The 26,159-nt window shown below is 61.5% G+C and carries 25 protein-coding genes and 1 tRNA gene; 17 read left to right on the forward strand and 9 right to left on the reverse strand.

The genetic code is table 11. The features are described from left to right. Positions 1–11 precede the first annotated feature (11 nt). The gene (gene cas3 / locus ACT54B_RS06535; RefSeq protein WP_476043746.1) at positions 12–2,684 is read right to left on the reverse strand and encodes a CRISPR-associated helicase Cas3'; all 2,673 of its coding nucleotides are present in this window, start codon (positions 2,682–2,684) and stop codon (positions 12–14) included. Between the two features lie 545 nt (positions 2,685–3,229). Beyond that, positions 3,230–3,319 (reverse strand) — tRNA-Ser (locus ACT54B_RS06540). A 214-nt stretch (positions 3,320–3,533) separates the two neighbouring features. Between ACT54B_RS06540 and ACT54B_RS06545 the strand changes: the two genes are divergently transcribed. The 10 genes from ACT54B_RS06545 (at position 3,534) to deoA (ending at position 12,976) form a co-directional block, all read left to right on the forward strand. Next, positions 3,534–3,851, forward strand: coding sequence for a hypothetical protein (locus ACT54B_RS06545; RefSeq protein WP_476043747.1), 318 nt, complete (start codon positions 3,534–3,536; stop codon positions 3,849–3,851). A gap of 45 nt (positions 3,852–3,896) precedes the next feature. Continuing rightward, entirely contained in the window at positions 3,897–4,547 is a 651-nt protein-coding gene (gene msrA, locus ACT54B_RS06550; RefSeq protein ID WP_476043748.1) for a peptide-methionine (S)-S-oxide reductase MsrA, read from the forward strand. A gap of 269 nt (positions 4,548–4,816) precedes the next feature. Continuing rightward, on the forward strand, positions 4,817–5,809 hold the full coding sequence (locus tag ACT54B_RS06555; RefSeq protein WP_476043749.1) for a BMP family lipoprotein: 993 nt from the start codon (positions 4,817–4,819) through the stop codon (positions 5,807–5,809). A gap of 291 nt (positions 5,810–6,100) precedes the next feature. Continuing rightward, the gene (locus ACT54B_RS06560) at positions 6,101–7,612 is read left to right on the forward strand and encodes an ABC transporter ATP-binding protein (protein WP_476043750.1); all 1,512 of its coding nucleotides are present in this window, start codon (positions 6,101–6,103) and stop codon (positions 7,610–7,612) included. A 10-nt stretch (positions 7,613–7,622) separates the two neighbouring features. Further along, positions 7,623–8,726 (forward strand): ABC transporter permease, encoded by a 1,104-nt coding sequence (locus tag ACT54B_RS06565; RefSeq protein ID WP_476043751.1) that lies wholly within the window; start codon positions 7,623–7,625, stop codon positions 8,724–8,726. A gap of 10 nt (positions 8,727–8,736) precedes the next feature. After that, positions 8,737–9,708, forward strand: coding sequence for an ABC transporter permease (locus ACT54B_RS06570; protein ID WP_476043752.1), 972 nt, complete (start codon positions 8,737–8,739; stop codon positions 9,706–9,708). Positions 9,709–9,711: 3 nt separating this feature from the next. Continuing rightward, a complete protein-coding gene (locus ACT54B_RS06575) occupies positions 9,712–10,104 on the forward strand; it encodes a cytidine deaminase (RefSeq protein WP_476043753.1) in 393 nt (130 codons plus the stop codon). Further along, positions 10,101–10,910 (forward strand): purine-nucleoside phosphorylase, encoded by an 810-nt coding sequence (locus tag ACT54B_RS06580; protein WP_476043755.1) that lies wholly within the window; start codon positions 10,101–10,103, stop codon positions 10,908–10,910. The genes ACT54B_RS06575 and ACT54B_RS06580 overlap by 4 nt, the downstream gene beginning before the upstream one ends. Further along, complete coding sequence (gene deoC, locus ACT54B_RS06585; RefSeq protein ID WP_476043756.1) at positions 10,888–11,667, forward strand: deoxyribose-phosphate aldolase; 780 nt, start codon at positions 10,888–10,890, stop codon at positions 11,665–11,667. Before ACT54B_RS06580 ends, deoC begins: the two co-directional genes overlap by 23 nt. Before the next feature lies 1 nt (position 11,668). Next, complete coding sequence (gene deoA / locus ACT54B_RS06590; RefSeq protein ID WP_476043758.1) at positions 11,669–12,976, forward strand: thymidine phosphorylase; 1,308 nt, start codon at positions 11,669–11,671, stop codon at positions 12,974–12,976. A 3-nt stretch (positions 12,977–12,979) separates the two neighbouring features. Here the strand turns inward: deoA and ACT54B_RS06595 are convergent, their stop codons facing one another. From ACT54B_RS06595 to ACT54B_RS06625, 7 genes are all read right to left on the reverse strand, one after another. Continuing rightward, a complete protein-coding gene (locus tag ACT54B_RS06595) occupies positions 12,980–13,486 on the reverse strand; it encodes a TIGR02281 family clan AA aspartic protease (RefSeq protein ID WP_476043760.1) in 507 nt (168 codons plus the stop codon). A 138-nt stretch (positions 13,487–13,624) separates the two neighbouring features. After that, positions 13,625–14,254, reverse strand: a complete 630-nt coding sequence (upp, locus tag ACT54B_RS06600; protein ID WP_476043762.1) for a uracil phosphoribosyltransferase — start codon at positions 14,252–14,254, stop codon at positions 13,625–13,627. A 130-nt stretch (positions 14,255–14,384) separates the two neighbouring features. Continuing rightward, the gene (locus ACT54B_RS06605) at positions 14,385–15,353 is read right to left on the reverse strand and encodes an adenosine deaminase (RefSeq protein ID WP_476043764.1); all 969 of its coding nucleotides are present in this window, start codon (positions 15,351–15,353) and stop codon (positions 14,385–14,387) included. Then, positions 15,350–16,570, reverse strand: a complete 1,221-nt coding sequence (locus tag ACT54B_RS06610; protein ID WP_476043766.1) for a phosphopentomutase — start codon at positions 16,568–16,570, stop codon at positions 15,350–15,352. The genes ACT54B_RS06605 and ACT54B_RS06610 overlap by 4 nt, the downstream gene beginning before the upstream one ends. A gap of 121 nt (positions 16,571–16,691) precedes the next feature. Continuing rightward, the gene (locus ACT54B_RS06615; RefSeq protein WP_476043768.1) at positions 16,692–17,312 is read right to left on the reverse strand and encodes a TadE/TadG family type IV pilus assembly protein; all 621 of its coding nucleotides are present in this window, start codon (positions 17,310–17,312) and stop codon (positions 16,692–16,694) included. 14 nt (positions 17,313–17,326) lie between these two features. Further along, positions 17,327–17,962, reverse strand: coding sequence for a TadE/TadG family type IV pilus assembly protein (locus ACT54B_RS06620; protein ID WP_476043770.1), 636 nt, complete (start codon positions 17,960–17,962; stop codon positions 17,327–17,329). 122 nt (positions 17,963–18,084) lie between these two features. Then, entirely contained in the window at positions 18,085–18,522 is a 438-nt protein-coding gene (locus ACT54B_RS06625; RefSeq protein WP_476043772.1) for a pilus assembly protein N-terminal domain-containing protein, read from the reverse strand. A gap of 394 nt (positions 18,523–18,916) precedes the next feature. On the opposite strand from ACT54B_RS06625, the gene ACT54B_RS06630 reads away from it, so the two are divergent. The 7 genes from ACT54B_RS06630 (at position 18,917) to ACT54B_RS06660 (ending at position 26,155) form a co-directional block, all read left to right on the forward strand. Further along, a complete protein-coding gene (locus ACT54B_RS06630) occupies positions 18,917–19,093 on the forward strand; it encodes a Flp family type IVb pilin (RefSeq protein WP_476043774.1) in 177 nt (58 codons plus the stop codon). 474 nt (positions 19,094–19,567) lie between these two features. Further along, entirely contained in the window at positions 19,568–20,080 is a 513-nt protein-coding gene (locus tag ACT54B_RS06635; protein WP_476043775.1) for an A24 family peptidase, read from the forward strand. Positions 20,081–20,178: 98 nt separating this feature from the next. Continuing rightward, complete coding sequence (gene cpaB / locus ACT54B_RS06640) at positions 20,179–20,982, forward strand: Flp pilus assembly protein CpaB (protein WP_476043776.1); 804 nt, start codon at positions 20,179–20,181, stop codon at positions 20,980–20,982. A 13-nt stretch (positions 20,983–20,995) separates the two neighbouring features. After that, on the forward strand, positions 20,996–22,591 hold the full coding sequence (locus tag ACT54B_RS06645) for a type II and III secretion system protein family protein (RefSeq protein ID WP_476043778.1): 1,596 nt from the start codon (positions 20,996–20,998) through the stop codon (positions 22,589–22,591). A 68-nt stretch (positions 22,592–22,659) separates the two neighbouring features. Continuing rightward, the gene (locus ACT54B_RS06650; RefSeq protein WP_476043780.1) at positions 22,660–23,319 is read left to right on the forward strand and encodes a CpaD family pilus assembly protein; all 660 of its coding nucleotides are present in this window, start codon (positions 22,660–22,662) and stop codon (positions 23,317–23,319) included. Positions 23,320–23,353: 34 nt separating this feature from the next. Beyond that, entirely contained in the window at positions 23,354–24,643 is a 1,290-nt protein-coding gene (locus ACT54B_RS06655; RefSeq protein WP_476043782.1) for a CpaE/TadZ family protein, read from the forward strand. Positions 24,644–24,673: 30 nt separating this feature from the next. Further along, positions 24,674–26,155, forward strand: a complete 1,482-nt coding sequence (locus ACT54B_RS06660; RefSeq protein ID WP_476043783.1) for a CpaF family protein — start codon at positions 24,674–24,676, stop codon at positions 26,153–26,155. Positions 26,156–26,159: the final 4 nt, after the last annotated feature.

Consider the following 26,159-nt stretch of genomic DNA (forward strand, 5'->3'; position numbering starts at 1 on the left):
GGACTCCACGACTATCGCCCGCTTGGCCCAGTGTCCAGCCCGGCAACCCGCAGGCCACGCCGTAAATCATAAACCAGTCCGGTCGGCTGAAGGGTTTTGAGGCATCCGTCCTTTCCCACCTCAAGGAGCAGGATATTTCGCTCCCATTCTGGCCAGGCCAGACGTGTTCTTTCGACAAATGCTGCATCGGCAGGTTCCGGCGCATGGCTGCCCGCATGGCGCTCCAGCCAACGTTCCCGGACGGATATTTCGCTGAGCGGCCAGTTGAGCCGGTCGTCGGCGTCCTGGCGCCGGACGAGGGGGGCCAGACATTGGCCTTCCCGCCGTGCCAGCCGGATCGTGACCTGTCTGGCGCCAAGGCGCGTGCCCACATCCTCATCTGCGGAAGGGCAGGTCAAATCGCGATAGCCATTTTCCGGCTGGATGACGTTCATTTGCCCCTGTGTTCGCTCCCCGTAGCGCGTGCCCACCGACTGGCGATGTTTGGCCCGAAGCGCCGCTGGCAGATCGTCCTCTTCGCTGCGATAGGCTGCCTCGATGAAGCGTCGGAGATCGTGAGGCGTGTCGAGCCTCCCCTTCTCCAGCAGCATGCGGGCCGTCCGCCACATCACCCCGGCGAAATCATAGACATGGACTGCGCTCCCCAGCACGTGGTTGAGCCAGTCCTCTGGAACATTTTCTTCGGGCGCTGCCGTCAGGAGATAAAGGATCGGCTCGGCGACCGGTCTGCGGGATCGGGCATGGCGCCAAAGACGCCCCGCCCGCTGGACGATCAGGTCCACCGGTGCCAGATCGGAAATCATCAGATCCGCATCGAGATCCAAAGACTGCTCAAGCACCTGCGTGCCGATCAGGATGCGCCCGGCTCTCGTCTCCGGTCGGCTCTGGCGGCCGAAAAGCTCCTGAACACGGCTTTCAATGGCCAGCCGGTCATCGACCACGAAACGCGCATGGGCGAGATGGCATCGGTCGGGGTCATGTCCCGCCTCAAGCATGGCATCATGACATTCAATTGCGGCATCCACCGTATTGCAGATCATGATGACGGCAGCACCTTTTGCCGCGGCCTCAAGCGCTTTGGCGATGCAATCCGTCCTTGACGCCAGCGGGCGAACCCCGACGCTCCGGACGAGCTCCGGCAGGGTTTCGACGGCATGTTCCTCGAGATCTGTCGATTCGCTCCAGCGGGTCAGCAGGGGATAGGACGGAGCTTCCGCGGTTCCCGTGAGGCCTGTCCACAAGCCGCGGCCATCCGAATAGGATTGGACCAGACGATTCCGGTCCTCCCGGGTGAGCGTTGCTGACAAAACGATGACCGAACCGCCAAGCCGAGCCTGCATTTCAACCAGCCGGTTCAGCTCCTCGCCCATATAGGCATCGCAGGCATGGGCCTCATCGACGATCAGGATGCGCCCGGCCAAGGCATACTGGCGCATGGTAAGGTGTTTCTTCGGCAGGATCGAGAGGAAAGCCTGGTCGATGGTTCCAGCACCCGCATCGGCGAAGAATGCCTTCTTGCGGCTGTCGCCGATCCAGGCGTTGAAATGGCTAGCTATACTGTCTTGATCCCCCTGATTCACCGTACCAAGCCGCGCCAACGCATTGGCGAGATTCGACTTGCCATGGGCCAGGACCAGAGTGGCATCGCCTTCGAACAGGCCGTTCATCGCCGCCTCGATCCGGGCGTGCATGGCATTTGCGGTTGCCATGGTCGGCAGTGCGACGAAAATCCCCTCGCCCCGACCTGCCGCGATCATTCGCGCTGCGAGCAGTAATGCGGCCTCCGTCTTGCCGGAGCCGGTTCCGTCTTCGATAATGACGATTTGCGGTTCGTCGGGAATGGCAAGGGTTGCGGCCAGCGCCTGCATTGGGCGCGCCGCCCCCGCGTGGGTTGAAAGGTCACCAAGGGATGCAATGCGTGCCTTCGCGGGGATCAGCCCCTTGTCAGCCAAGGCACGATCAGCAGCCTCAAGGGCCAGTGGCCAATAGTCAGCAACGCCAATGGACGGATCGAGGCAAGGGAAGTAGGCAAGATCGGACCCGACCCAATCCGCCAGCGTGATCAACCCATTGAGGGCAAAGGAAAGTTCTTCCGGCTGGCGAATCCGCGTCAGATCGCGAAGGGCAGGAAACAGGCCAACCAGCTCGGTGCACAATTGCGCAGCGGCGGCAACGCATGCACGGCCGATCTCACCATCGGTCACGGCCCTGTAAGGCGAGGCGGAGAGGTAGTCACACTTTGGTGCCTTCCCATGATGCCCGGCGACCGCGGACACGAGTAGGTCGCTCATGCCGTTCGGTCCGAACACCGGCGTCAATGCGCTCTTGATATCAGCTGCTTTCAAGAGAACCGCCGTTGCCTCCCAATGACCGTAGCGCCGGGAGGTCATTTCCGGCCAGGGGCCTAGAATCGTCGTTGGCCAGAGATCCTGGCGCTGCGCCTGGAAGACCACGGAAATCTTGCCAAGGTCATGCAGGGCGGCAAGGAGGCCGCAAAGACGGACATGCACATCCGCAGGCACTCCAGCCAAAAGCGCTTCCCGCTTGGTGCGAGTGGGATTGTTTTGAAGAAAACGCAGAGCACAAGCCCCGACATCCAACAGGTGATGAGAGACGATCTTGTGGTCGGGCTCTTTACCGTCATGATGTGATTTCGCCCAAAAATGGGAATGCAGGGGGCTCACGATTTTGGTTCCCAGTCTGGTTTCAGTGTTTTGCCAGCTTAAATATCAATGCATAAAACGCTAATATAGGGGAGACCTGATATTAAGGATGTCAACAGGACGGTTTCAGTTTTCCAGCAATGCGTCATGTAGCCGGGGCGATCATGGTTGACCCCCAAGAGCGATACGCGTGCCAAACGGGTGATGAGAGGAGGGGTGATTGGGCCCTGGCTTATGTCGCGACGGTTCCGGGCATCTTGCGGGAAGCCTGTTGGACTGTGCACCACATAGGGTCCAGGTGCTGGCTCAACGGGATGTTTCCTCACCGTCCAGAGGATGGAAACATGCACGCCTGCGCATGTCGTAGAGGGGCTGCCGGTATCAGGCCATATCCAGCGCTATCAAATGAGTGAGGATTTTAGAGGGCTGCCTTGTCTTCACCGCGAAGCATACAATAGGCACCGCACCAAGCCGCGTAATGGTGCCGAAGGCTGAGGGGCAGGCTAACGAACTCAAGGCGCTTTGGCCATGAATTCAAAATAAGATCAACATCTTGTTGAATTTGATGGCGGACAGAGAGGGATTCGAACCCTCGATACGCTTTCACGTATACACGCGTTCCAGGCGTGCGCCTTCAACCACTCGGCCACCTGTCCATTCCGGCGGGTTGGATCTGCGAACCAACCTGCGGACGGGCGGGATATATACAGAGGTTATCCTCCTGATCAACCGAAATCTGAAGGAAATTTCGAGGCAAATGACAAAACTGTGTATGATGGGCAACCTTGTGCCGGTGCAGGTGCTGCCCTATCTTCCCGGCAGGTCCGGAAAGGACGGGCGCGAGCCCAATCGCAAGGAGCCAGAGAGAGTATGCGTTTCCTGCTGCGTAGCGTCAGTTTTGTGTTGCTGGTTGCCGCCGTCTTCGCGGCAATCCTGGATACGATGAGTTCGGTAGCGGATTCGTCCGTTACCCTGACATCGCTCGGAACGGCCTGGAGCCTGATCGACAAGGCCAGCCTCACCAGTCTGGAAGCCGGTTTCGTCGCCGGTCGCCTGCCGGCGAGCCTTGCGGGGCTGTTCCCCTGGCTGCTGGCCCAGCCCGCATTCGGTGTCGCTCTCGCCCTGTCTCTCCTGTTCTGGATCGCCGGCTACAGAAAGCCACGCGCAGCGGGAAGATTCGCCGCCTGACGCCGGCCTGTCCCCATCCTGACCGAAGCTTGAAGAGGTCTCATCATGTTCGCACTCGATATGTTCGCCAAGAAGACCGCCATGCCCACCCCGGAGACAGCCCTTCCCGGGCGCGCCGATCCCATTCCCACCGCCGATACCCATCATGTGAGCGGCCGGCCTTTGTGGGGTCCCTATCCCGAGGGAACGGAAAGCATCTATCTCGGCATGGGCTGCTTTTGGGGCGCCGAACGGCTTCTGTGGAAGATCCCGGGAGTCTGGGTGACCTCCGTCGGCTACATGGGCGGGATCACGCCCAATCCCACCTATCACGAAACCACCACGGGGCTGACGGGCCATGCCGAGGTGGTGAAGGTGGTGTTCGACCCGCAGGTCCTTCCCCTCGAGCGGCTGCTGGCCAGCTTTTTCGAAGAGCATGACCCCACCCAGGGCATGCGTCAGGGCAACGATATCGGCACGACCTATCGCTCCGCCATCTATGCCACCACGGCAGAACAGCTGGCTGTGGCGCGCGCCGTGCGTGACCGTTTCCAGAGCGCGCTTGCCGGCAGTGGCATGAGCCGGCCGATCACGACGGAGATCGCCGAAGCCGGCCCCTATTACCACGCCGAGGACTATCACCAGCAGTATCTGTCAAAGAATCCCGGGGGATATTGCGGTCTGAGGGGCACCGGCGTGTCCTGCCCTGCGGCCTGAATATCACCGCATCCTTATTCAGTGGAAACTTCACCCCCGACGGTTCTCTGTCGGGGGATTTTATTTTTTAGAAACAAATGCTTGAACCGCCCAAAAGGGCGGGCGCCCGCTTCTTTACCAAGTGAAAAATTTCTGATGAATTTTTTCTGGAGCCGTGCAAGGATGGCTTAAGCCAGGCTTTGGAAAAGGGGCCGGCTCAACCGCAGACATGCCCCGCAAGGGGTTTGCGGGAGGACCCAACAAGATCATCAGAAGAATAGGGCTGCACAATGAAGAAAACCCTTCTCAGTCTCCTCGCCATGGCGGCCATGTCCGCAACCGCGCTGGCGGCAGACATCAAGCCGGCGCTGGTTTATGGCACCGGCGGCAAGTTCGACAAGTCGTTCAACGAGGCAGCTTTCAACGGCGCGGAGAAGTTCAAGACCGAGACCGGCATCGAATTCCGCGATTTCGAGCCGACCGGCGATACGCAGGGCGAGCAGGCCATCCGCAACTTCGCGTCCAAGGGCTACAACCCTGTTGTGGCCGTGTCCTTCGCCTGGACCTCGGCTATCGAAAAGGTAGCGGCTGAATTCCCCGACACCAAGTTCGTCCTGGTCGACTCCGTCGTCGACAAGCCGAATGTACGCTCGGTCGTCTATAACGAGCATGAAGGTTCCTATCTCGTCGGCGTTCTCGCCGGCATGGCTTCGAAGACCGGCAAGGTCGGCTTCATCGGCGGCATGGACATCCCGCTGATCCGCAAGTTCGAATGCGGCTACGAGCAGGGCGCTCGCGCAGCCAATGCCAAGGTGGAAGTGTTCCAGAACATGACCGGCACCACCGGCGCCGCCTGGAACGACCCGGTTCGCGGTGGTGAACTGACCAAGAACCAGATCGACCAGGGCGCGGATGTCATCTATGCGGCAGCTGGCGCGACCGGCCTTGGCGTGCTGCAGACCGCTGCCGACAACGGCAAGCTCTCCATCGGCGTCGATTCCAACCAGAACTACCTGCATCCGGGTTCTGTTCTGACCTCGATGGTCAAGCGCGTCGACCTGGCCGTCTACAATGCCTTCTCCGATGCCAAGAACGACAAGTTCACCGCTGGCGTCCAGGCGCTGGGCGTGAAGGAAGATGGCGTGGGCTGGGCGCTCGACGACAACAACAAGTCGCTGATCACCCCGGAAATGCAGGCAGCCGTGGACAAGGCCAAGGCCGACATCATCGCTGGCACGGTCAAGGTTCATGACTACATGAGCGACAATTCCTGCCCGAAGTGAGCTGAATGAACTGGGGCGGATGCGGAGGGGATCTGTATCCGCATCCGCTTTTTCAATAAGAAACCTGGGGAAAGGGATCGTCCACGCCGGCAGACCGGCTGACGATCGTAGGGACAGCCTATCATTGCGGACTCCGTTCCCGTGAACGGTTGGCGCGTCGTTTGCATCCGTGCCGAAGCGGGTGAGGGGAGGGTATTCCCTTTCCGGCGATCCCGGCCGTGGCGCTCCGTCTCAATGGTTCGATCGGTGCCTGACCGATTGCCCCCGACCCCCCGACGTGGAGCCGCATCCGTGACGGATCAACCTGCCATCGAGCTCATCGGCATCGACAAGAAGTTCGGCGCCGTTCATGCCAACAAGAATATCAATCTCACCGTGGCCAAGGGCTCCATCCACGGCATCATCGGGGAAAACGGGGCGGGCAAGTCGACGCTGATGTCGATCCTCTACGGCTTCTATCAGGCCGATAGCGGTGAAATCCGCATCAATGGCAAACCCGTGCATATCAAGGACAGCCAGACGGCAATCAGCGCCGGCATCGGAATGGTGCACCAGCATTTCATGCTGGTCGAGAACTTCACCGTGCTGGAAAATCTGATGCTGGGTGCCGAAGGTGGCGCTTTGCTCGCAAAGGGCGTGACCGCAGCGCGGGCAGAGCTGAAGCGGCTCGAGACCGATTATGGCCTGGACGTCGATCCGGACGCCGTCATCGAGGAACTCGCCGTCGGCCTGCAGCAGCGCGTGGAAATCCTGAAGGCCATGTATCGTGGCGCGGAAATTCTGATTCTGGACGAGCCGACCGGCGTTCTGACCCCGTCTGAGGCCGATCACCTCTTCAAGATCCTCGGCGTGCTGCGCGACCAGGGAAAGACCGTCATTCTCATCACCCACAAGCTGCGCGAGATCATGGCGATCACCGATACGGTGTCGGTCATGCGCCGCGGCGAAATGGTGGCGACCCGCAAGACGAAGGAAACCTCTGTCGAGGAACTGGCCGAGCTGATGGTCGGCCGCCGCGTGCTGCTGCGGGTCGAAAAGGGCGAGGCAAAACCCGGCGATGTGGTGCTCTCGGTCCGCAACCTGACGGTCAAGGACAATCGCGGCGTGACGATGGTGGACAATGTGTCCTTCGACGTCCGCGCCGGCGAGATCGTCGGCATAGCGGGCGTGGCCGGCAACGGCCAGTCGGAATTGCTCGAGGCCCTTTCGGGCATCCGCCAGCCCGCTTCCGGGGACATTCTGGTCGATGGCCAGCCCATCGGCAAGGCGAGCCCCGCCCGGCTGCGCGAGCTCGGCCTTGCCCATATCCCCGAAGACCGGCATCACATGGGCCTCGTCCTCAAGTTCGAGGAATATGAGAATGCCGCCCTCGGCTATCACCGCGATCCGAAATATGGCCGCGGCTTCATGCTCGATCTCGATGCCATGAAGAAGGATGCGGCGGAGAAGATCGAGAAATACGACATCCGCCCGCCGAACCCGCGCCTGAAAACCGCCAATTTCTCCGGCGGCAACCAGCAGAAGATCGTGGTTGCCCGCGAGATCGAGCGCGACCCCCGCATACTCCTGATCGGTCAGCCGACACGCGGGGTGGATATTGGCGCCATCGAATTCATTCACCGCCGGATCATCGATATGCGCGACCAGGGCAAGGCACTGCTGCTTGTCTCGGTGGAGCTCGATGAAATCCGTGCCCTTTCCGACCGTATCCTCGTGATGTTTGCCGGCCATATCGTCGGCGAAAAGACGGCCGAGGCCGGTGAACAGACGCTCGGCCTGATGATGGCCGGCATTGCCGCATGACGAGGCCCCGATGAGCACTGCATCCGTTCCGCTTCCCAACTGGATCACCTACGGCCTCATGCCGCTTCTCAATCTGGTGGTGGCTTTCTTCATTTCCGGGCTTGTCGTCTGGCTGATCGGCGAAAATCCGTTCGAGGCCCTGCAGCTTCTGCTGGTCGGTGCGCTCGGGCGCGGCGAAGGCATCGGCTTCACCCTGTTCTATGCCACGAACTTCATCTTCACCGGTCTTTCGGTGGCGGTGGCCATTCATGCGGGCCTGTTCAACATCGGCTCGGAAGGCCAGGCCTATCTCGGCGGTCTCGGTGCGGCCCTCGTGGCGCTGGCGCTGGACAATTACCTGCCCTGGTATCTGACCATGCCCTTCGCCGTGCTGGGCGCTGCTGTCTTCGGGGCCGCCTGGGCTTTCATTCCGGCCTGGCTTCAGGCCTATCGCGGCAGCCATATCGTCATCACCACGATCATGTTCAATTTCATCGGCGCGGCGCTGATGGTGTACCTGCTCGTCAACGTGCTGATCGTACCGGGCAAGATGGCACCCGAAACCCGCACCTTCCTCGAAGGCGGGCAACTGCCGAAGCTCGACTGGCTGATGGCCATGTTCGGGCTGAAGCTCGGCGCAGCACCCTTCAATTTCTCCTTCATCGTCGCGCTCGTCATGTGCGTGGCCGTCTGGTTCCTGATCTGGCGCACCAAGTTCGGCTATGAAATGCGCACCCTCGGCATCAGCCCCTCGGCAGCCAGCTATGCGGGCATCCCCTATGCGCGCACCGTCATCATCACCATGCTGATTTCGGGCGGGCTTGCGGGCATGATGGCGCTGAACCCCGTCATGGGCGCCTCGGCGCGCCTGCAGGTGGAATTCGTCGGCGGCGCCGGCTTCGTCGGCATCGCGGTTTCGCTGATGGGTCGCAACCATCCGCTCGGCATCGTGCTCGCCGCGCTGCTGTTCGGCGTGCTCTATCAGGGCGGGGGCGAACTCTCCTTCGACATGCCGAACATCACAAGGGACATGATCGTCGTGATCCAGGGTCTGGTGATCCTGTTCGCCGGCGCGCTTGAATACATGTTCCGGCCGACACTGGTGCGGATCTACCAGTCCTTCGTCAAGGCGTGAGGAGACCATCATGGATTATATCGATATCTTCATTTCCATCCTTGGCTCCACCATTCGCCTGTCGATCCCGCTGATCTTCACTGCGCTTGCCGGGCTGTTTTCCGAGCGGTCCGGTGTTTTCGACATCGGGCTGGAAGGAAAAATGCTGTCTTCGGCTTTTGCGGCAGCCTGCATCGCCTACCTGACGGGCAATGCCTGGATGGGGCTTCTCGCGGGGATTGCCATTTCCGTCGTTCTGTCGCTGGTGCACGGTTTTGCCTCCATCACCAATCGCGGCAACCAGATCGTCTCGGGCGTCGCGATCAATTTCGTCGCGGCGGGCCTCACCATCGTGCTGGGCCAGGCCTGGTTCGGCCAGGGGGGACGCACGCCCCAGCTCACCGCCTCCGGTCGCTTCGGCGAGATCAAGTTTCCCTATGCGGCAGAGCTTCGCGACAGTGGCTATCTCGGCAAGTTCTATGCTGATGTGATCTCCGGTCACAACATCCTGACCTATATGGCCTTTGCCGCAGTGCCGATCTCCTGGTGGATCCTGTATCGCACCCGCTTCGGCCTGCGTCTGCGCGCTGTCGGCGAAAATCCCGGTGCGGTGGATACGGCGGGCATTTCCGTCACCTGGCTGCGTTACCGCGCCGTCATCTGCGCGGGCATCCTCTGCGGTTTCTCGGGGACCTATCTGGCGATTGCCCAGTCGGCCGCCTTCATCAAGGACATGTCGGCCGGCAAGGGCTATATTGCGCTGGCCGCGCTTATCTTCGCCAAGTGGAAGCCGGTGCCGGTCATGTTTGCCTGCCTGCTTTTCGGGTTCCTCGATGCCTTTGCCAACTTCATGCAGGGCAAGTCGGTGCTCGGCATCGGCGAAGTGCCGGTACAGATTTTCCAGGCACTGCCCTATGTGTTGACCTGTATCCTGCTCGCAGGCTTCATCGGCGTCGCCCATCCGCCGAAGGCCGGCGGCGTGCCCTATACGAAGGAGCGTTGATCCATGTCGCACGATCTCTTCGAAGCCGCGAAGGCCGCCATGGCCTTCTCCCATGCGCCCTATTCGAAATTCCCCGTTGGCGCGGCGATCCGTGCCGATGACGGCAAGATCTACACCGGCGCCAATATCGAGAATCTGTCCTTCCCGCAGGGCTGGTGTGCGGAACCCACCGCCATTGGCTGCATGATCATGGGCGGCGGCAAGCGCATTGTGGAAATGGCCGTCATTGCGGAAAAGCTGCCGCTTTGCCCGCCTTGCGGCGGTTGCCGGCAGAAGATCGCCGAATTTGCCGACAAGTCGACGCCCATCTACCTGTGCGACGAGGTGGGCGTGAAGAAGACCCTGACGCTCGAACAGATGCTGCCCGGCAGCTTCGAAACGGACCTGCTCGGATGAAGACCATTCTCGATATTCTCGAAGGTCGCCTGGGCGGCCTGAAGCCGCGTCATGCGGTGATCCTGGGCTCGGGCCTCGGCTCGCTGGTGGAGGCGCTGGATAGTCCGGTGCGAATTCCCTACGGCGATCTGCCCGGCTTCCCCCAAAGCGCCGTTTCCGGCCATGCGGGCGAATTCGTGGGCGGCACCATTGCGGGCGTTCCCGTGCTGATGATGTCGGGCCGCATCCATTATTATGAAAAGGGCAATGCGGCAGCCATGCGCCTGCCGCTCGAAGTGCTGAAGGCGCTCGGCATCGAAATCCTGATACTTACCAATGCGGCAGGCTCGGTGCGCGAGGACATGCCGCCGGGTTCGGTGATGCAGATCACCGACCACATCAACTTCTCCGGCGAAAATCCGCTGATCGGCGAGGAGAGCGACGGTCGCTTCACCGGGATGACGTCCGCCTATGATCCGGACCTTGCCGCAGCACTCCACGCCGCCGCCGCCCGCACGGGCACCCCCCTTCACAAGGGTGTCTACATGTGGTTCTCGGGCCCAAGCTTCGAAACGCCGGCAGAAATTCTCATGTCGCGTATCCTGGGCGCGGATGCGGTCGGCATGTCGACCGTCCCGGAAGTCATCATCGCGCGCTTTCTGGGCCTCCGGGTCGCAGCCGCCTCCGTCGTCACGAATTTCGGCGCGGGCATGACCGGCGATGAAATTACCCATGCGGAAACGAAAGAAATGGCTCCCATCGGGGGCAAGCGGCTGGCTGCGATCCTGAAGGACATGCTCGCCCATGAAGGACAAGACAATGGATAATGTCACGGCAGCGCGGCGCGCCCTTTCCGTCCTCGATCTCACCAATCTCAAGGAAGACTGCACGCCGGAGCAGATCGAGGCGCTGGTGAAAAAGGCCGTGACGCCACAGGGCCCGGTCGCCGCCATCTGCATCTGGCCGCGCTTCGTGGCGCAGGCTCGGGCGCTTCTGGGGTCTGCATCGCCGGTGAAGATTGCCACCGTGGTCAATTTCCCCTCCGGCGATGGCACGGTCGAAGCCACGGTTCAGGAAACCCGCCAGGCGCTGGCCGACGGGGCCGACGAAATCGATCTGGTCATTCCCTACAAGGGATTCATCAAGGGCGATGACGCGGCTGTCTCGGCCATGGTATCGGCCGTGAAGGCCGCAATCCCGGCGCCGGCTCGCCTCAAGGTCATTCTGGAGACCGGGGAGATCGTAGAGCCAGCGCTGATCCGCAAGGCGAGCGATCTTGCCATTGCGGCGGGCGCCGATTTCATCAAGACCTCCACCGGCAAGACATCCGGCAATGCAACGGAAGAGGCCGCCGGCATCATGCTCGATGCCATCAGCGCCAGCGGCAAGCCCGTGGGCCTGAAGCCCTCCGGCGGCATCGGCTCGGTTCCGGTCGCAGGCCGTTATCTGGCGCTTGCCGACGGGAAGATGGGAGATGGCTGGGCGGTGGCGCAAAACTTCCGCTTCGGTGCGTCCGGCCTGTTGGACGATATCCTGCGGGTTCTTGAAGGCGGTTCTTCCGCGTCCGGCGGCCCGGGCTACTGACATGCTGCCGCAGGAGACCATCCTCAGGAAGCGCAACGGGGAGACGCTCGATCCCGGCGAGATCGCAGAATTCATCGGCCGCCTCGGGCGGGGCGAACTGTCCGAAGGCCAGATTGGCGCCTTTGCCATGGCGGTCTGGTTCCGGGGCATGAGCCGGGACGAGACCATCGCGCTGACGCTGGCCATGCGTGACAGCGGCGACGTGCTTTCCTGGGCGGATATCGGCCGGCCGATTGCCGACAAGCACTCCACCGGCGGCGTTGGCGACAATGTCTCCCTGATGCTGGCACCGATTGCGGCGGCGTGCGGCCTTGCCGTTCCCATGATTTCGGGCCGGGGCCTGGGTCACACGGGTGGCACGCTGGACAAGCTCGAATCCATCCCTGGCTACACGATCATGCCGGACGAGGCGCTCTTCCGGAAAACCGTTCGCGAGGCGGGCTGCGCCATCATCGGCCAGACCGCGGCCCTGGCGCCGGCCGACAAGCAGCTCTATGCAGTTCGGGATGTGACGGCGACCGTGGACAGCGTTCCGCTGATCACGGCTTCCATCCTGTCCAAGAAGCTTGCCGCCGGGCTCGAAAGCCTGGTGCTGGATGTGAAGGTGGGCAATGGCTCCTTCATGCAGGACATCGCCCGGGCGGAAGAGCTCGCCCGCTCGCTTGTCGAGGTGGCGAATGGTGCGGGCGTGCGCACCACGGCCCTGCTCACCGACATGAACCAGCCACTCGCCGATGCGGCGGGCAATGCGGTCGAGATCCGCAATGCCCTCGATTTTCTTGCGGGCCGCAAGGGCGGAACACGGCTTGAGGCGGTGGTTCTTGCCTTCGCCGCGGAAATGCTGGTGTCAGCGGGCCTTGCCGCCGATCGGCACGCGGCCGCAACCATGGCGGCCGACGCTCTGTCCTCCGGGCGCGCCATGGAGCAATTTTCCCGCATGGTGCACATGCTGGGCGGTCCTGCCGATCTGGCTGAACGGCCGGAACAGCATCTGGCGCAGGCGCCGGTCACCGTACCGGTTCCGGCACCGGCAAGCGGCGTCCTGGCGGGTTGCGAGACACGCGCGCTCGGCATGGCCGTCATCAAGCTCGGTGGCGGGCGCCTGAAGCCCTCGGATGCCATCGATCATCGGACGGGTTTTTCGCAGATCCGCCCGCTCGGAACGAAGGTGGAAAAAGGCGAACCTCTTGCGCTTCTTCATGCCGCCGACCGCGACCTGGCATCGAGCATGGCAGCAGAGGCGGCATTGCTGTTTCGCATCGAGGCTGACGCCCCGCCGCAAGCCCCCGTCGTTCTCTCGCGGGTCTGAGCCCTACTGGCGCAGCATCATCTTTCCGTCTTCCACGCTGAAGGATTTGAGCTTTCGCAGGAAGCTCATCCCGATCAGGGTGCCATCGAGTGCGTCGTCCTTGAGGACGAAGGCTTCGACGGACTGGGTGCGGAGCGATCCGATTTCCACTCTGTCCAGCACCACATGGGCCGCCTGGGCGGGCCCGTTGGCGGTGTTGACGGCATAACGGAAGTCGAGACCGTTGCCGGTAAATCCGAGCTCGCGGGCGGTGGATTCGTTCATGGCGACGAAGGTTGCCCCCGTATCGACCACGCCCTCGACCGTGCGCCCGTTGAGACGGAACGCATCGACAAAATGACCGGCGGCATTGGCCGAAATGGAATAGCTCCCCGGAATGACCGGCGCAGGGGCTTGCAGCTTCGCAGCCTGCACCTCTGCCACCGGTGCGGATGGGACAACCATCAGCTTGGGCACCTGCGACATGGCGACGGCACCGACCACGACAAGAAACAGGTTGCGCACCATCATTGAAGCATTCCTTCTTCTTTGTTTTCGGAAAGCATAGGAAAGGCGCTTCAAAATCTTGCTAACAGTCAAAGTAAAGGCCGTGGAAACGCGGCGGTTCCACAGCCCTTTGTCTTGCCTTGGTTAAAGCTCGGTGTCTGGTTACTTTGTGCCGTACATGCGGTCACCCGCATCGCCGAGACCCGGGACGATATAGCCCTTCTCATTCAGATGGCGATCGATGGAGGCCGTGAAAACGGGCACATCGGGATGCGCCGAGCGGAAATTCCGGATACCCTCGGGCGCCGCCAGCAGGCAGAGGAAACGGATGTTCTTCGCCCCTCTTTCCTTCAGCTTGTCGATGGCGGCTATGGAGGAATTCCCCGTCGCCAGCATCGGGTCCACCACGATGACCAGACGTTCCGACAGGCTTTCCGGCGCCTTGAAGTAATATTCTACCGGCTGCAGCGTCTCGTGATCACGATAGACGCCGATATGGGACACGCGTGCGGAGGGCACGAGATCCAGCATGCCTTCCAGCAGGCCGTTGCCGGCGCGCAGGATGGAGGCGAAGACCAGCTTCTTGCCTTCGAGGATGGGCATTTCCACGGTTTCGAGGGGAGTATCGATGGACTCCATCGTCAGCTCGAGGTCGCGGGTGACTTCGTAGCAGAGCAGGGTGGAGATTTCACGGAGAAGTCGGCGGAAGCTGGCCGTGGAGGTTTCCTTGCGGCGCATGATCGTGAGTTTGTGCTGCACGAGCGGATGATTGATAACGGTGACGCCGTCCATGTTGTCCTGCCTTCGGTCGTATTTTTTCCATGACTTTTTCTTCCACGGAAAAGCGGAGACTCGCAAGAGTACAGCCGAATTTTGCCGCAGGATCTCCCCAGCAGCCTGCCGAAACGGGCTCAAACCAGCGTCAAACCAGCGCAAGCAGCCGGCTGCGGGTGGCGTCGTCGACGAAGGCGGCTTCGAGGGCCGTGCGTGTCATGCCGTCGATATCGGCGTGGGTAAAGCCGAATTCGGTTTCCGCGATCTCGTATTCGCGCGCCAGCGAGGTGTGGAAGAAGGGCGGATCGTCCGAGCTGATCGTGACCCGGACACCCGCTTCCTTGAGCGCACGCAGCGGATGCGACCGGAAGTCGGGGAAGACCTTGAGAGCGATGTTCGAGCCGGGGCAGACTTCCAGAACCGTGCCCAGATCGGCCAGACGGGAGACCAGTGCCGGATCTTCGATGGCGCGCACGCCATGCCCGATGCGCGACGGGCGTACGAGATCCAGCGCATCGGCCACGCTGAAGGCGCCGCAAACCTCGCCGGCATGGATCGTCAGTCCGAGGCCGGCCTCCCGCGCGATGTCGAACGCCGCGGCGTAATCGGCAACCCGCCCCATCCGTTCCTCGCCGGCCATGTTGAAGCCCGTGACCAGCGGATTGTCGGAGCGGGCTGCATAGGCGGCCGCGGCCTTCACGCTGTCGGGACCGAAATGGCGCTCACCGACGACCACCAGCCGGCATTCGATGCCGGTGGCCGCCTTTGCACGACGTACACCCTCGCTGATCCCGGCAAAATAGCCGTCGGCCCCGAGCCCGATCCGGTCGCCATGATCCGGGGACACGAAGAGCTCGCTGTAGATGGTGTTCACGCCCCCCAGTTCCCGCAGGTAGGTCTCCGTCAGGAGGGCGTAATCCTCTTCCGTCCGGAAGACGGAGGCAACTTTATCATAGCAGGCTATGAATTCTGCGAAGTCCTTCCAGACGTAAGCGCCGTCCTTCAGGAAAGCATCGGTGGCTATGTTATATTTCCGCGCTTGATCCACCACGAGAGCGGGCGGTGCCGCACCTTCCAGATGGCAGTGCAATTCCACTTTCTTGAGGGATCGGGTCACAGGAAGCTCCTTCCATGGGTGCCGCCGGGAAGGCCGAGATGCTGGGCCAGGGTTTCGGCAATATCGGAAAATGTCGAACGGACGCCGATCAGGCGCGCGCGGATGCCGGGACCGAAGGCCATGATGGGCACGCGCTCCCGCGTGTGGTCGCTTCCCCTCCAGGTGGGGTCGCATCCGTGATCGGCGGTAATGAGGCAGATATCCCCGGGGCGCATGCGCCGGTGCACTTCCGGGAGACGACGGTCGAAAGCCTCAAGCGCCGCGGCATAGCCCGGCACGTCCCGACGGTGGCCATAGATCATGTCGAAATCGACGAAATTCGAGAAGACCAGATCGCCTTGCCCCGCCTCTTCCATGGATTTCAGCGTGGCCTCCATGATGGCCTGGTTGCCGTTGGCCTTGATCACCCGCGAAATGCCCTTGTGCGCGAAGATATCGCCGATCTTCCCGATGGCATGCACCTGATGGCCCGAGGCGATGACCCGGTCGTTCAGCGTACCCTCGGGCGGCGGCACGGAATAATCGCGCCGGTTGCCGGTGCGTTCGAAGCTGGCGGGGGACTCGCCGATGAACGGCCGCGCGATGACCCGGCCGATATTCAGGGGATCGATCAGGCGGCGCACGGTCTGGCTCAGGGCAAGCAGGCGATCGAGCCCGAAATGCCGCTCGTGAGCGGCAATCTGAAAGACGGAGTCGGAGGAAGTGTAACAGATCGGCTTCCCGGTCCGGATGTGCTCCTCGCCAAGCCGGGCAATGATTTCGGTGCCCGAGGCGTGGCAATTGCCGAGAATGCCGGGAACCTGGCCTTCCCGGCAAATCGCCTCCACCAGGTCCGGCGAGAAGGCTTCGCCTTCGGAGGGAAAATAGCCCCAGTCGAACTCCACGGGGGTTCCGGCAATCTCCCAATGGCCGGAGGGAGTATCCTTGCCTCTGGAAATTTCGCTTGCGGTCCCGTGAAGGCCGAAGACCCGTTCGGGTCGCGCCATGCCGGCCGGATAGGAACCGGTCGCCAGCCGTGCCGCTTCCAGCAGTCCAAGCGCGGACATGTTGGGCAGTTTCAGGGGGCCTTCGCGAAGATCGCGCCGGTCGCCGGCGCCGCCCGCACAAAACTCGGCAATATGGCCAAGCGTGTTGGCACCCCTGTCGCCATAGGTGTCGGCATCCGGTGCACCGCCGATGCCGAAGGAATCCAGTACGAAGAGAAAAGCACGCGCCATGGAATGTTCCCGCTTGAAAGCCGGCTTGCCGGCCCGCTCCTGCCGCGATTGGCAGGAATCCATGGTCTAGCCGCGGAAAGAAGGATTGGCAATTCCCGGCATCAACGCCGCCGGGCGCTCCTCAGCATTCGGAGCAGGGAACTTCGTCACCCACACGCTGGCGGAAGTAGAAGTCACGCTTGATGGTCACGGTGCGTGTGTCGTAGGACATGGTATTGGCCAGGAACAGACCGAGCTGGTGGTCGATCTGCAGTTCCGCATGGATCAGAAACGAATTGGCATTGTTCAGATCGGCCGGCAGGGTCACGACCGCATTCGGCACATAGGGCCGGGTTCCGTCCTGCTGCCAGGACCAGTTGATGCGCGCAATCTTTGTGCCATCCACCTTGATGGCGGAGACCTTCAGCTTCATGTTCTGCGGGGTATAGGGCGCATAGACACTCTGCGCCACGCCGATCATGGTGGCGAGAAGAGCCTTGTTCATCGCGGGCTGCTGGGTCACGAGGTCGGCAATCGTGCCGGCGGCACGGCTTGTCCGCTTGGCCACGCTCATGCCCACCGTGATCTCGAAGGCGCTGATATAGAGCATCAGGAGAATGGGCGCCAGGATGGCGAACTCCACCGCACCCGCGCCGGACCGGTCGCCTCGAAGCCGCCGGACAAGTCCGGCAAGCGGCATCAGAATGCCGCGGAACGCCCTGCCGGAGCCTGCGCGACCGGCCGAAACAGTCGAGTGAGTCACGTTCAATTCGTCCATTACGGATACCGCTCGTTCTGGAATGTCGACGTCGACACAATCAGGAAGTCACGCGGCATGCCGCCGCCCGCCGGCCGGATGGTGGTCAGGTAGGGGCGGACCAGATCCGTCATGATTTCCCAGCGGTAATAGGCGCGCAGCATGTTGATCGAGCCGGGGCCGCCCGGCGTATACTTAAACTTGCTCGTATCGAGATCGGCAAATTTGTCCGAAGAGACTCGCGGAATGGTCTTGGGGATCGCCGAGAAGGTCGCGAAGTTCTGTACGTCGAGGTAAAGCTTCGTGGGCGTCGCCGCCTCGCTGCCGGAGCAGCGGATCAGAACGGCAATCTCGTCGCAGAAGGCCTTACGGAACTGCGTCTGGGTCATGTCGGTCGCCCGGCCCAGATTGTAGGTGATGCGCCCGGTCCGGAGCTTTCTGCCCAGCGTATCCGTCGCATTGGCCACGACCTGCTCGCCGGTGAAAGCGAGAAAGGTTTCCAGAATCGCAATGACGATCATAAAGTAGGGCAAGGAAAGAATGGCGAATTCGATAGCCGCAGCCCCGTCCCTGGAACGCAAGAAGTGCTTCCAGCGGGCTTTCCACCCCTCTGGAGACACGCCATCATGACCTGTCCTGTCTATTGAGCCGTCCATCGTTCCGATCCGTCCCGGTACTCCAGGCTTCGAGCATATAAATAGTGTATTTAAAAACAGTTTAGGACGTCCTCACGATTCGATTTAATCAGGGACGTTCCCGTTCACCCGGTCTTAACACCTCAGCTGCCGCTGGCGCTTGAGGAAGAGGCTCCCGCGCTGGATCCGCCGACGGTTTTGGATTCGCAGTTGGGGGCGCAGGACATGACCGAACGGTCCGTCTGGCGGTAGACCCGGACGGTCTTCGCTTCGTCCAGCGCCACAAGCAGGCGCTCGTCCACGATGGCATTGCCGTCCGCATCGAGAAGAACGAGGTTTGTTGTCCCGAAATTGCGTCCCGTCAGCACGATTGTCTTGGCATCGGCAACCGTTGCGTCGGCAATCTGGTCGTTTCCGATGATCACCTTCGCCACCGGGCGGTCCAGTTTCAGCACGCGCGCGTGATCGAGCGAGAGTTTCAGATAGTCGTCCGCTTCCTCGGCCTTGGCGAAAGAAGCCGCGGCAAGCGCCGAAAGAGCCATGAAGCCGGCAAGAAGGCGGGCGGAGATGGGTAAATGCATCGGAGGCACTTTCATTCGAACATGCCCGGACTGGGCGATCCCGGTCTGATCTTGGCCAAGAATGGTAAATGAAGGCTTAAATTCAGCCAATTGCCCGGAATCCGGCCCGGTTTTCCCCGCCTCGCCGGACCGGTGATCCCAGGATGAAACGCCTTTCCTCGAACGCCCGAGCCGGTGATACCCTTGTAAAGATTATAGTTTTTTAGAAATTCCATTGTCTTTTATGACTGCTTTTATAAAAAGCTTTACCATACGAAGGTCATTGAGGAATTTAGATTTGAATAACCCTTTTCTTTAAGCCGATGGAAATAGGCCTCCACTAAGTTGCAGTCATCCGATCAACGGAAACAGTTGGCGGAAGTGCTGAACAACACGTAGAGTAGGAGTGACCCCCATGACCAAGCTTTTTGCACGTTTCCTGAAGGACGAATCCGGCGCGACCGCCATCGAATACGGCCTCATCGCAGCCCTCATCTCCGTAGCGCTGATCGCCGGCGCAACCTCGCTGGGCGGCCAGATCGGCACGACCTTCAACACCCTGAACACCAAGCTGGATAACGCTAACGGCTAATAGCCTGCGTCTCAGCGGGCCAGCAATGGCCTCGACGAAGCCGCTTCCCCCGGGAGGCGGCTTTTGTCGTTTCCCGCATATCGGCCGCAAAGCATGGCGCCAGAATCTCCAAACATCCTGAAGTTTTGTATTCAATAAAGCAAGTATAAATTATATATTACGAAAATGACGTATATTTTACACGCTTAAGAGGTTGCCTTCACCCCAAGGGGGAGGTGCCGAAGCGGCGCAGGCGCACGGAAAAATGCCGATCCTCCGGCGTGCGGGCAGCGATCGCCCCGTCCGGCATGTCACCGCGGCCTGCCGGTGACCCGCATGCCGGACCGGAAAAGGTCGCGCTCAAGACCCGAAGCGCGCTATGCGGGACGGGGCGACGGCGGAAGGAGAATCCATCGGGTTTGTTCGGACGGATTTGGGGAATGTTTATCTTTCGCTTTTAAACTATGGGCTTCCACAGCATGAGGAGCCTTCACCGTGGTTGCTGCTGCGATTTGCGCCATATTTCCTTTCTGCCTGGCAATGGCGGCCTTTACCGATCTCTTTTCGATGACCATCCCGAACCGGATTCCGCTCGCCGTCCTGGCTGCCTTTCCGGTGGCGGCCTACATGGCCGGTCTGCCGCTGACCGATGTCGGTCTGCACCTCATGGCCGGGCTTCTGGTCTTTGCGGTCTGTCTCGCCCTCTTTGCCGCCAATGTCATGGGGGGAGGCGATGCCAAGTTGCTGACCGCCTGTGCGGTCTGGTTCGGCATCAATATGTCCCTGCTCGAATTTGCCGTCTACGTGTCCTTTCTGGGCGGCCTGCTCACCGTCGCGATTGTCGTCTTGCGCTCCCAGGCGCAGGCCATCCACGCCATGGGCATCGATCTGCCCGGCTCGGTGCTGATGGCCAAGAAAATCCCCTATGGCATCGCCATCGCCGTTGGAGGGTTCCTCGCCTATCCCAGTTCACCCGTGGCCGCCCACCTGCTCGGCCTCTCGGGGTAATTGATAATTAACCAGCTTTGTAAGCAGGTTGTTAACTATAATTAAAGGGTTTGCTGTTCATCTGGGGCGAAGAATTCCGCTTCGCCCAAGGAACAAACATGAAGCCCGCTCGCATAATCATTCTCGGTGTTGCCGTTGCGACCGCGGGTCTGGCCGGTTTCCTCGCCATGCAGATGGCGAACCGACCCGCCCCGGAACCGCAGAAGGTCGTGACCGCGAAAGAGCCCACGGTCAATGTTCTCGTAGCGGCTGACAATCTGCCGACCGGAACACGGTTGCAGCCCCGGTCGATGTCCTGGCAAGCCTGGCCGCAGGGCGCCATTGCGACAGGCTCCATAACGGATGCGCAACGTCCCAATGCCATCGAGGAGCTGAAGGGCAGCGTCGTTCGTCTGCCCATGTTTGCCGGTGAGCCCGTCCGCGTGGAAAAGGTGGTAAACGGGTCCGGTCCGACCATGTCCTCCCTGCTGCCCTCCGGCAAACGGGCCGTCTCCACGGAAATCAGCGTGGCAACGGGCGCCGGCGGCTTCATCCTGCCCAATGACCGTGTCGATGTGATCATGGTGCGCAAGGGCGATGACGGCAACTTCATCACCGAGACGGTTCTGACCAACATTCGCGTTCTCGCCATCGATCAGCAGATCGAGGAACGGAAGGACGACACCCGTTCCGTGGTCGGCGCCACCGCAACGCTGGAACTCACGCCGGATCAGGCGCGGGTGATTGCCGTCGCCCAGCAGATGGCGCAGAGGCTGTCGCTTGCCCTTCGCTCGGTCGCCGACAGCCAGGAGCCGGATACGGGCGCGCCCGGCTATCTTCTCACCGGGTCCGGATCCAATGCCGTCCAGGTGATCAAGGCCGGCAACATCCAGAAGACCACCACCCTGCCTGCAGCGGAATAACGGAGACCGGACGATGTCTTTCAAGAAAAATATGCGCTCCACGCTCGCTGGCGGTTTGTCTTTCTGCCTCGCCTTTTCGGGCCTGCCGGGAGCCATGGTTCCCGGATCCGGCCTTCTGCCGCAAGCCGCGGCCGCAGCCGATACGGTCGTGCGCATCGCCCAGGCCGGCCCGGGAGCCCACAAGCGGCTGAAGATCGGCCTGAACAAGGCCATCGTCGTCGATCTGCCGGTCGATGCCCACGACATCCTGGTATCGGATCCGCAGATGGCGGATGCCGTGACCCGTACATCGCGCCGCATTTACCTGTTCGGCAAAACGGTCGGCCAGACCAACATTTTCATTTTCGGTCAGAACGGCGAGGAAATCGTCAGCCTCGACCTGGAGATCGAGCGCGATATCGCCGGTCTTCAGGACAATCTGCGGCGCTTCATCCCCGGTTCCGATATCAAGGTCGAAATCATCTCGGACAACGTCGTGCTGACGGGAACCGTACGCACGCCCCAGGATGCCGCCCAGGCCGAGCGCCTCACCTCCGCTTTCTTGAAGGGTGGTGAAGCAACCACGCGAAACCAGACCGCGACAGGCGGCAACGCCAATAGCGGCGTGGCCATCTTCGCCGAAGACCGCCAGCAATCCCAGATCGTGAACCTGCTGACGATCGAAGGCGAAGATCAGGTCACGCTGAAGGTAACGGTCGCGGAAGTGTCTCGCTCGGTTCTGAAGCAGCTCGGCTTCAGTGGCGCCATCGGTGGCTCGAGTGGGGGGATTTCCTTCCGCAATCCGACCAATCTCGGCGCATCGGTTGACTGGATGCCGCGCAACTTCATGACGGGTAGCCTCGGTGGGCTCGATGTCATGTCCTACATGAACGCCATGGAGCAGGCGGGCGTCATGCGGACGCTCGCCGAGCCGAGCCTCACGGCCATTTCCGGCGAACAGGCCAAGTTCAAGGTGGGCGGCGAGTTCCGCATGGCCAGCAAGCAGGACTTCAGCGACGGCAAGCAGAGCCGCGAATCCGAAACCACGGAATACGGGATCGAACTCAATTTCCGCCCGGTGGTTCTGTCCCCCGGCCGCATCAGCCTGCGAATCGAAACCAATGTCTCCGAGCCGACCTTCGAAGGCAATTTCGCCTCGGCCGGTTCCGATACGGTCGCCAATCCCTTCGCCAAGCCCACCACCTCCGCCGGCGCCTATGCGCAGGGCAAGTTCGCCCCCGGCGTTACCTATATGGGCATCCGCAAGCGCGAGGCCTCGACCAGCGTCGAACTGCCGTCGGGCGGCTCCATCGTCATCGCCGGTCTTGTCCGCGATGAAGTCCGTCAGGCCATGTCCGGCTTCCCCGGCCTGTCGAAGCTTCCGATTTTCGGCACCCTGTTCCGCTCGAAGGACTTCCAGCGCAACGAGACCGAACTGGTCATCATCGCGACCCCCTATCTCGTCCGCCCGGTCGCCCGCAACGAGCTGGCCCGCCCGGACGACAACTTCAATCCGGCGAGCGACGCTGCGACCTTCTTCATGGACCGCGTGAACCGCGTCTACGGCCGCCGTCAGGACACCGCAGCGGCAGGCCAGTACAACGGCGCCATTGGCTACATCTACAAGTGAGGGAAGCGGTCATGCAGACGAAAAAGACACGCAGGGAACGGACCCTCAGGCTTTGGAAAGGAATGGGCATGGGCAAGTCTATGCTGGTGCGCCTCTCGGCGATCGGGCTGGCGGCCATGGTGCTGCAGTCCTGCGGGACACCCCGGGACGACCTGAAGACCGGCGCGATCCCGGATGACTACCGGACCCGTCATCCGATTTCGCTCGCCGAAGTGCAGCAATCCATCGACATTCCCGTCGGCTCCGGCGAACGCAGCCTCTCGATCGGCTCGCAGGATGTGATCAGCGGGTTCCTGTCGGAAGCCAAGCGCCAGTCGTCGAGCGTGCTGACCATTCAATATCCGTCGGGATCGGTGAATGCCGCTGCCGCACAATCGATGCGCAGACAGTTTCGCCAGCTGGCGATCCAGTCGGGAATTCCCCCGCAGCGGATCGCCGAAATGAGCTATCAGGCGCCCCAGGACGGCGGGCTTGCCCCGGTGCGCATGTCCTTCAATTCCGTGAAGGCCACCACGGAACCGTGCGGCGAATGGCCGAGCGACATCCTGCATGATTCCGAAAACCGGAATTGGGAGAATTTCGGCTGCGCGACCCAGCAGAACCTGGCTGCACAGATCGCCAATCCGACCGACCTCATCGCGCCGCGCATCATGACGCCCATCGATGCGAAGCGCCGTACCACCGTCATCGGCAATTACCGCGATGGCAAGTCGACCGCCAGCAACTGATATCGCCTGAACGGCACCACGACAGGATTGAGCCATGAGCGCCATAGACTACGAGATCAAAGGCAACGGCCTGGACGAGCCAGTGGCTGCCGAGCCCGTGTCTTACAGCGACCTGGAAGCGCTGAGGCCTCTCCCGCGCATTTCGATCCACGCATTTTGCGAGACCGCCGAAACCCAGGCGGTCGTCGAGCGCCTGCAGCAGGACCGCCGCATGGCAAAGGTCAACCTGCGGATCACGGCCGGGGGTATCGGCGCTGCGGCGAACATGTTCGCCAGCACGCCGACGCCGAACCTGCTCATTCTGGAAACCGCAACGGAGCCGGCTCATATCCTGCACGAGCTCGCACCGCTGGCCGAAGTGTGCGATCCCTCCACCAAGGTCGTGCTGGTCGGCCGTTACAACGATATTGCGCTCTATCGCGAGCTGATGCGCAATGGCATCTCGGAATATATCGTGGCCCCGATCGGCATGGCCGAAGTGATGGCGGCGATTTCCGCCATCTTCGTCGATCCGGATGCGGAGCCGCTCGGGCGCTCCATGGCCTTCATCGGTGCCAAGGGTGGCACGGGCTCGTCCACCATCGCCCATAATTGCGCATTCGGCATCTCTTCCCTGTTCTCGACGGAAGTCATTCTGGCCGACCTGGATCTCGCCTACGGCACGGCCAACATCAATTTCGACCAGGACCCCGCGCAAGGCATGGCGGAAGCCGTCTTCTCGCCCGAGCGACTGGACGAGGTTTTCCTCGACCGTCTGCTCGCCAAGTGCTCGGAGCATCTCTCCCTGCTGGCAGCGCCGTCGCTGCTGGACCGCCCCTATGACTTCGACCGGATGGCCTTCCAGCCGGTGATCGAGGTGCTGCAGAGAAGCGTGCCCGTGACCGTGCTCGACGTGCCGCACATGTGGTCGGACTGGACCCGCGCGGTGCTGGCAGAGGCGGACGAAGTGGTGATCACCGCCGTCCCCGATCTGGCCAACCTCCGCAATGCGAAGAACCTGGTCGACAATCTGAAGCGGCTGCGGCCGAACGACAAGCCGCCGCATCTCATCCTCAATCAGGTCGGCATGCCCAAGCGCCCGGAAATCGCCGTTGCCGAATTCTGCGAACCGCTGGAAATGGAGGCTGTCGCCATCATTCCCTTCGACGCTCCGCTGTTCGGCAATGCGGCCAATAGCGGCCGCATGATTTCGGAACTGGATGCAAAATCGCCGACCGCTGAAACCTTCTCCCAGCTGGCGCATCTCCTCACGGGGCGCGCCACCATCAAGAAGGGCAAGAAGGGCGGCCTGGGGCGCATGATGTCGCTCCTGAAACGCAAGTAAGCAATAGCGATATAATCGGGACGGTACGGTATGTTTGGGAAGCGTGGTTCAGAAGGATTTGGGAAGTCGGGCGGTCTGGCGACTCCAGCTGCGCCGCCTCCAGTCGCGGTTCCGTCCGCCTCGGCGGCCCCTGTTCTGAAGGAGCCCGTGCGGGACGATGGCAGCCGCCAGTCGGTTTCGCCGCCGCCTCTTTCCCCGGCGCCCGGCCCGAAGAAGAAGCCGCAGCGCACGGAAAGCTATTACGACACCAAGGCGCAGGTCTTTTCCGCCCTGATCGACACGATCGATCTGTCGCAGCTCTCCAAGTTGGACGGGGAGAGTGCGCGCGAAGAAATCCGTGATATCGTCAACGATATCATCACCATCAAGAACTTCGCCATGTCGATTTCCGAGCAGGAGGAACTGCTCGAGGATATCTGCAACGACGTCCTGGGTTTCGGTCCGCTGGAGCCTTTGCTCGCTCGGGACGACATCGCCGACATCATGGTGAACGGCGCCGGCCAGACCTTCATCGAAGTGGGCGGCAAGACGATTGAATCGGAAATCCGCTTCCGCGACAATTCCCAGCTTCTGTCCATCTGCCAGCGCATCGTGTCCCAGGTGGGACGCCGCGTGGATGAATCGAGCCCCATCTGCGACGCCCGTCTTCCGGACGGTTCGCGCGTCAACGTCATTGCGCCGCCGCTGGCCATTGACGGCCCGGCGCTCACCATTCGTAAGTTCAAGAAGGACAAGCTGACCCTCGATCAGCTGGTGAAATTTGGCGCCATCACGCCCGAAGGCGCGACGATCCTCCAGATCATCGGCCGCGTCCGATGCAATGTGGTCATTTCCGGCGGTACCGGTTCGGGCAAGACCACGCTCCTGAACTGCCTGACGCGCTATATCGATACCGACGAACGCGTCATCACCTGCGAGGATACGGCGGAACTCCAGCTCCAGCAGCCGCATGTGGTGCGTCTCGAAACCCGCCCGCCGAACATCGAAGGCGAAGGCGAGATCACCATGCGCGATCTCATCAAGAACTGCCTTCGTATGAGACCGGAACGCATCATCGTCGGCGAAGTGCGCGGCGCGGAAGTGTTCGATCTTCTGCAGGCCATGAACACCGGTCACGACGGTTCCATGGGCACCATCCACGCCAATACTCCGCGTGAGTGCCTGAGCCGTATGGAATCCATGATCGCCATGGGCGGCTATACCCTGCCGGCCAAGACGGTCCGCGAGATCATCTCCACCTCTGTCGACATCATCATCCAGGCGGCCCGCCTTCGCGACGGCTCGCGTCGCATCACGCACATCAGCGAAGTGATGGGCATGGAAGGCGACGTGATCATCACCCAGGATCTGATGCGCTACGAGATCGATGGCGAAGACGAGCGTGGAAAGCTGATCGGCCGCCATGTGTCGACCGGTATCGGCAAACCCCACTTCTGGGATCGCGCCCGCTACTACAATGAAGAACGCCGTCTCGCCCAGGCCCTTGAGGATCTGGAGAAGAAGTCGAAGTAAACGA

Source organism: Gellertiella sp. DMC107 (assembly GCF_056313605.1).

What these genes read in the sequence shown, in the direction of transcription:
- cpaB (WP_476043776.1), top strand. Translation starts at nt 20,179, where the DNA reads ATGAAGCCCGCTCGCATAATCATTCTCGGTGTTGCCGTTGCGACCGCG.
- ACT54B_RS06555 (WP_476043749.1), top strand. Translation starts at nt 4,817, where the DNA reads ATGAAGAAAACCCTTCTCAGTCTCCTCGCCATGGCGGCCATGTCCGCA.
- ACT54B_RS06575 (WP_476043753.1), top strand. Translation starts at nt 9,712, where the DNA reads ATGTCGCACGATCTCTTCGAAGCCGCGAAGGCCGCCATGGCCTTCTCC.
- ACT54B_RS06650 (WP_476043780.1), top strand. Translation starts at nt 22,660, where the DNA reads ATGGGCAAGTCTATGCTGGTGCGCCTCTCGGCGATCGGGCTGGCGGCC.
- msrA (WP_476043748.1), top strand. Translation starts at nt 3,897, where the DNA reads ATGTTCGCACTCGATATGTTCGCCAAGAAGACCGCCATGCCCACCCCG.
- ACT54B_RS06610 (WP_476043766.1), bottom strand. Translation starts at nt 16,570, where the DNA reads ATGGCGCGTGCTTTTCTCTTCGTACTGGATTCCTTCGGCATCGGCGGT.
- ACT54B_RS06660 (WP_476043783.1), top strand. Translation starts at nt 24,674, where the DNA reads ATGTTTGGGAAGCGTGGTTCAGAAGGATTTGGGAAGTCGGGCGGTCTG.
- ACT54B_RS06595 (WP_476043760.1), bottom strand. Translation starts at nt 13,486, where the DNA reads ATGATGGTGCGCAACCTGTTTCTTGTCGTGGTCGGTGCCGTCGCCATG.
- ACT54B_RS06625 (WP_476043772.1), bottom strand. Translation starts at nt 18,522, where the DNA reads ATGCATTTACCCATCTCCGCCCGCCTTCTTGCCGGCTTCATGGCTCTT.
- ACT54B_RS06620 (WP_476043770.1), bottom strand. Translation starts at nt 17,962, where the DNA reads ATGGACGGCTCAATAGACAGGACAGGTCATGATGGCGTGTCTCCAGAG.
- upp (WP_476043762.1), bottom strand. Translation starts at nt 14,254, where the DNA reads ATGGACGGCGTCACCGTTATCAATCATCCGCTCGTGCAGCACAAACTC.
- ACT54B_RS06570 (WP_476043752.1), top strand. Translation starts at nt 8,737, where the DNA reads ATGGATTATATCGATATCTTCATTTCCATCCTTGGCTCCACCATTCGC.
- ACT54B_RS06645 (WP_476043778.1), top strand. Translation starts at nt 20,996, where the DNA reads ATGTCTTTCAAGAAAAATATGCGCTCCACGCTCGCTGGCGGTTTGTCT.
- deoC (WP_476043756.1), top strand. Translation starts at nt 10,888, where the DNA reads ATGAAGGACAAGACAATGGATAATGTCACGGCAGCGCGGCGCGCCCTT.
- ACT54B_RS06545 (WP_476043747.1), top strand. Translation starts at nt 3,534, where the DNA reads ATGCGTTTCCTGCTGCGTAGCGTCAGTTTTGTGTTGCTGGTTGCCGCC.
- ACT54B_RS06655 (WP_476043782.1), top strand. Translation starts at nt 23,354, where the DNA reads ATGAGCGCCATAGACTACGAGATCAAAGGCAACGGCCTGGACGAGCCA.
- deoA (WP_476043758.1), top strand. Translation starts at nt 11,669, where the DNA reads ATGCTGCCGCAGGAGACCATCCTCAGGAAGCGCAACGGGGAGACGCTC.
- ACT54B_RS06630 (WP_476043774.1), top strand. Translation starts at nt 18,917, where the DNA reads ATGACCAAGCTTTTTGCACGTTTCCTGAAGGACGAATCCGGCGCGACC.
- ACT54B_RS06565 (WP_476043751.1), top strand. Translation starts at nt 7,623, where the DNA reads ATGAGCACTGCATCCGTTCCGCTTCCCAACTGGATCACCTACGGCCTC.
- ACT54B_RS06580 (WP_476043755.1), top strand. Translation starts at nt 10,101, where the DNA reads ATGAAGACCATTCTCGATATTCTCGAAGGTCGCCTGGGCGGCCTGAAG.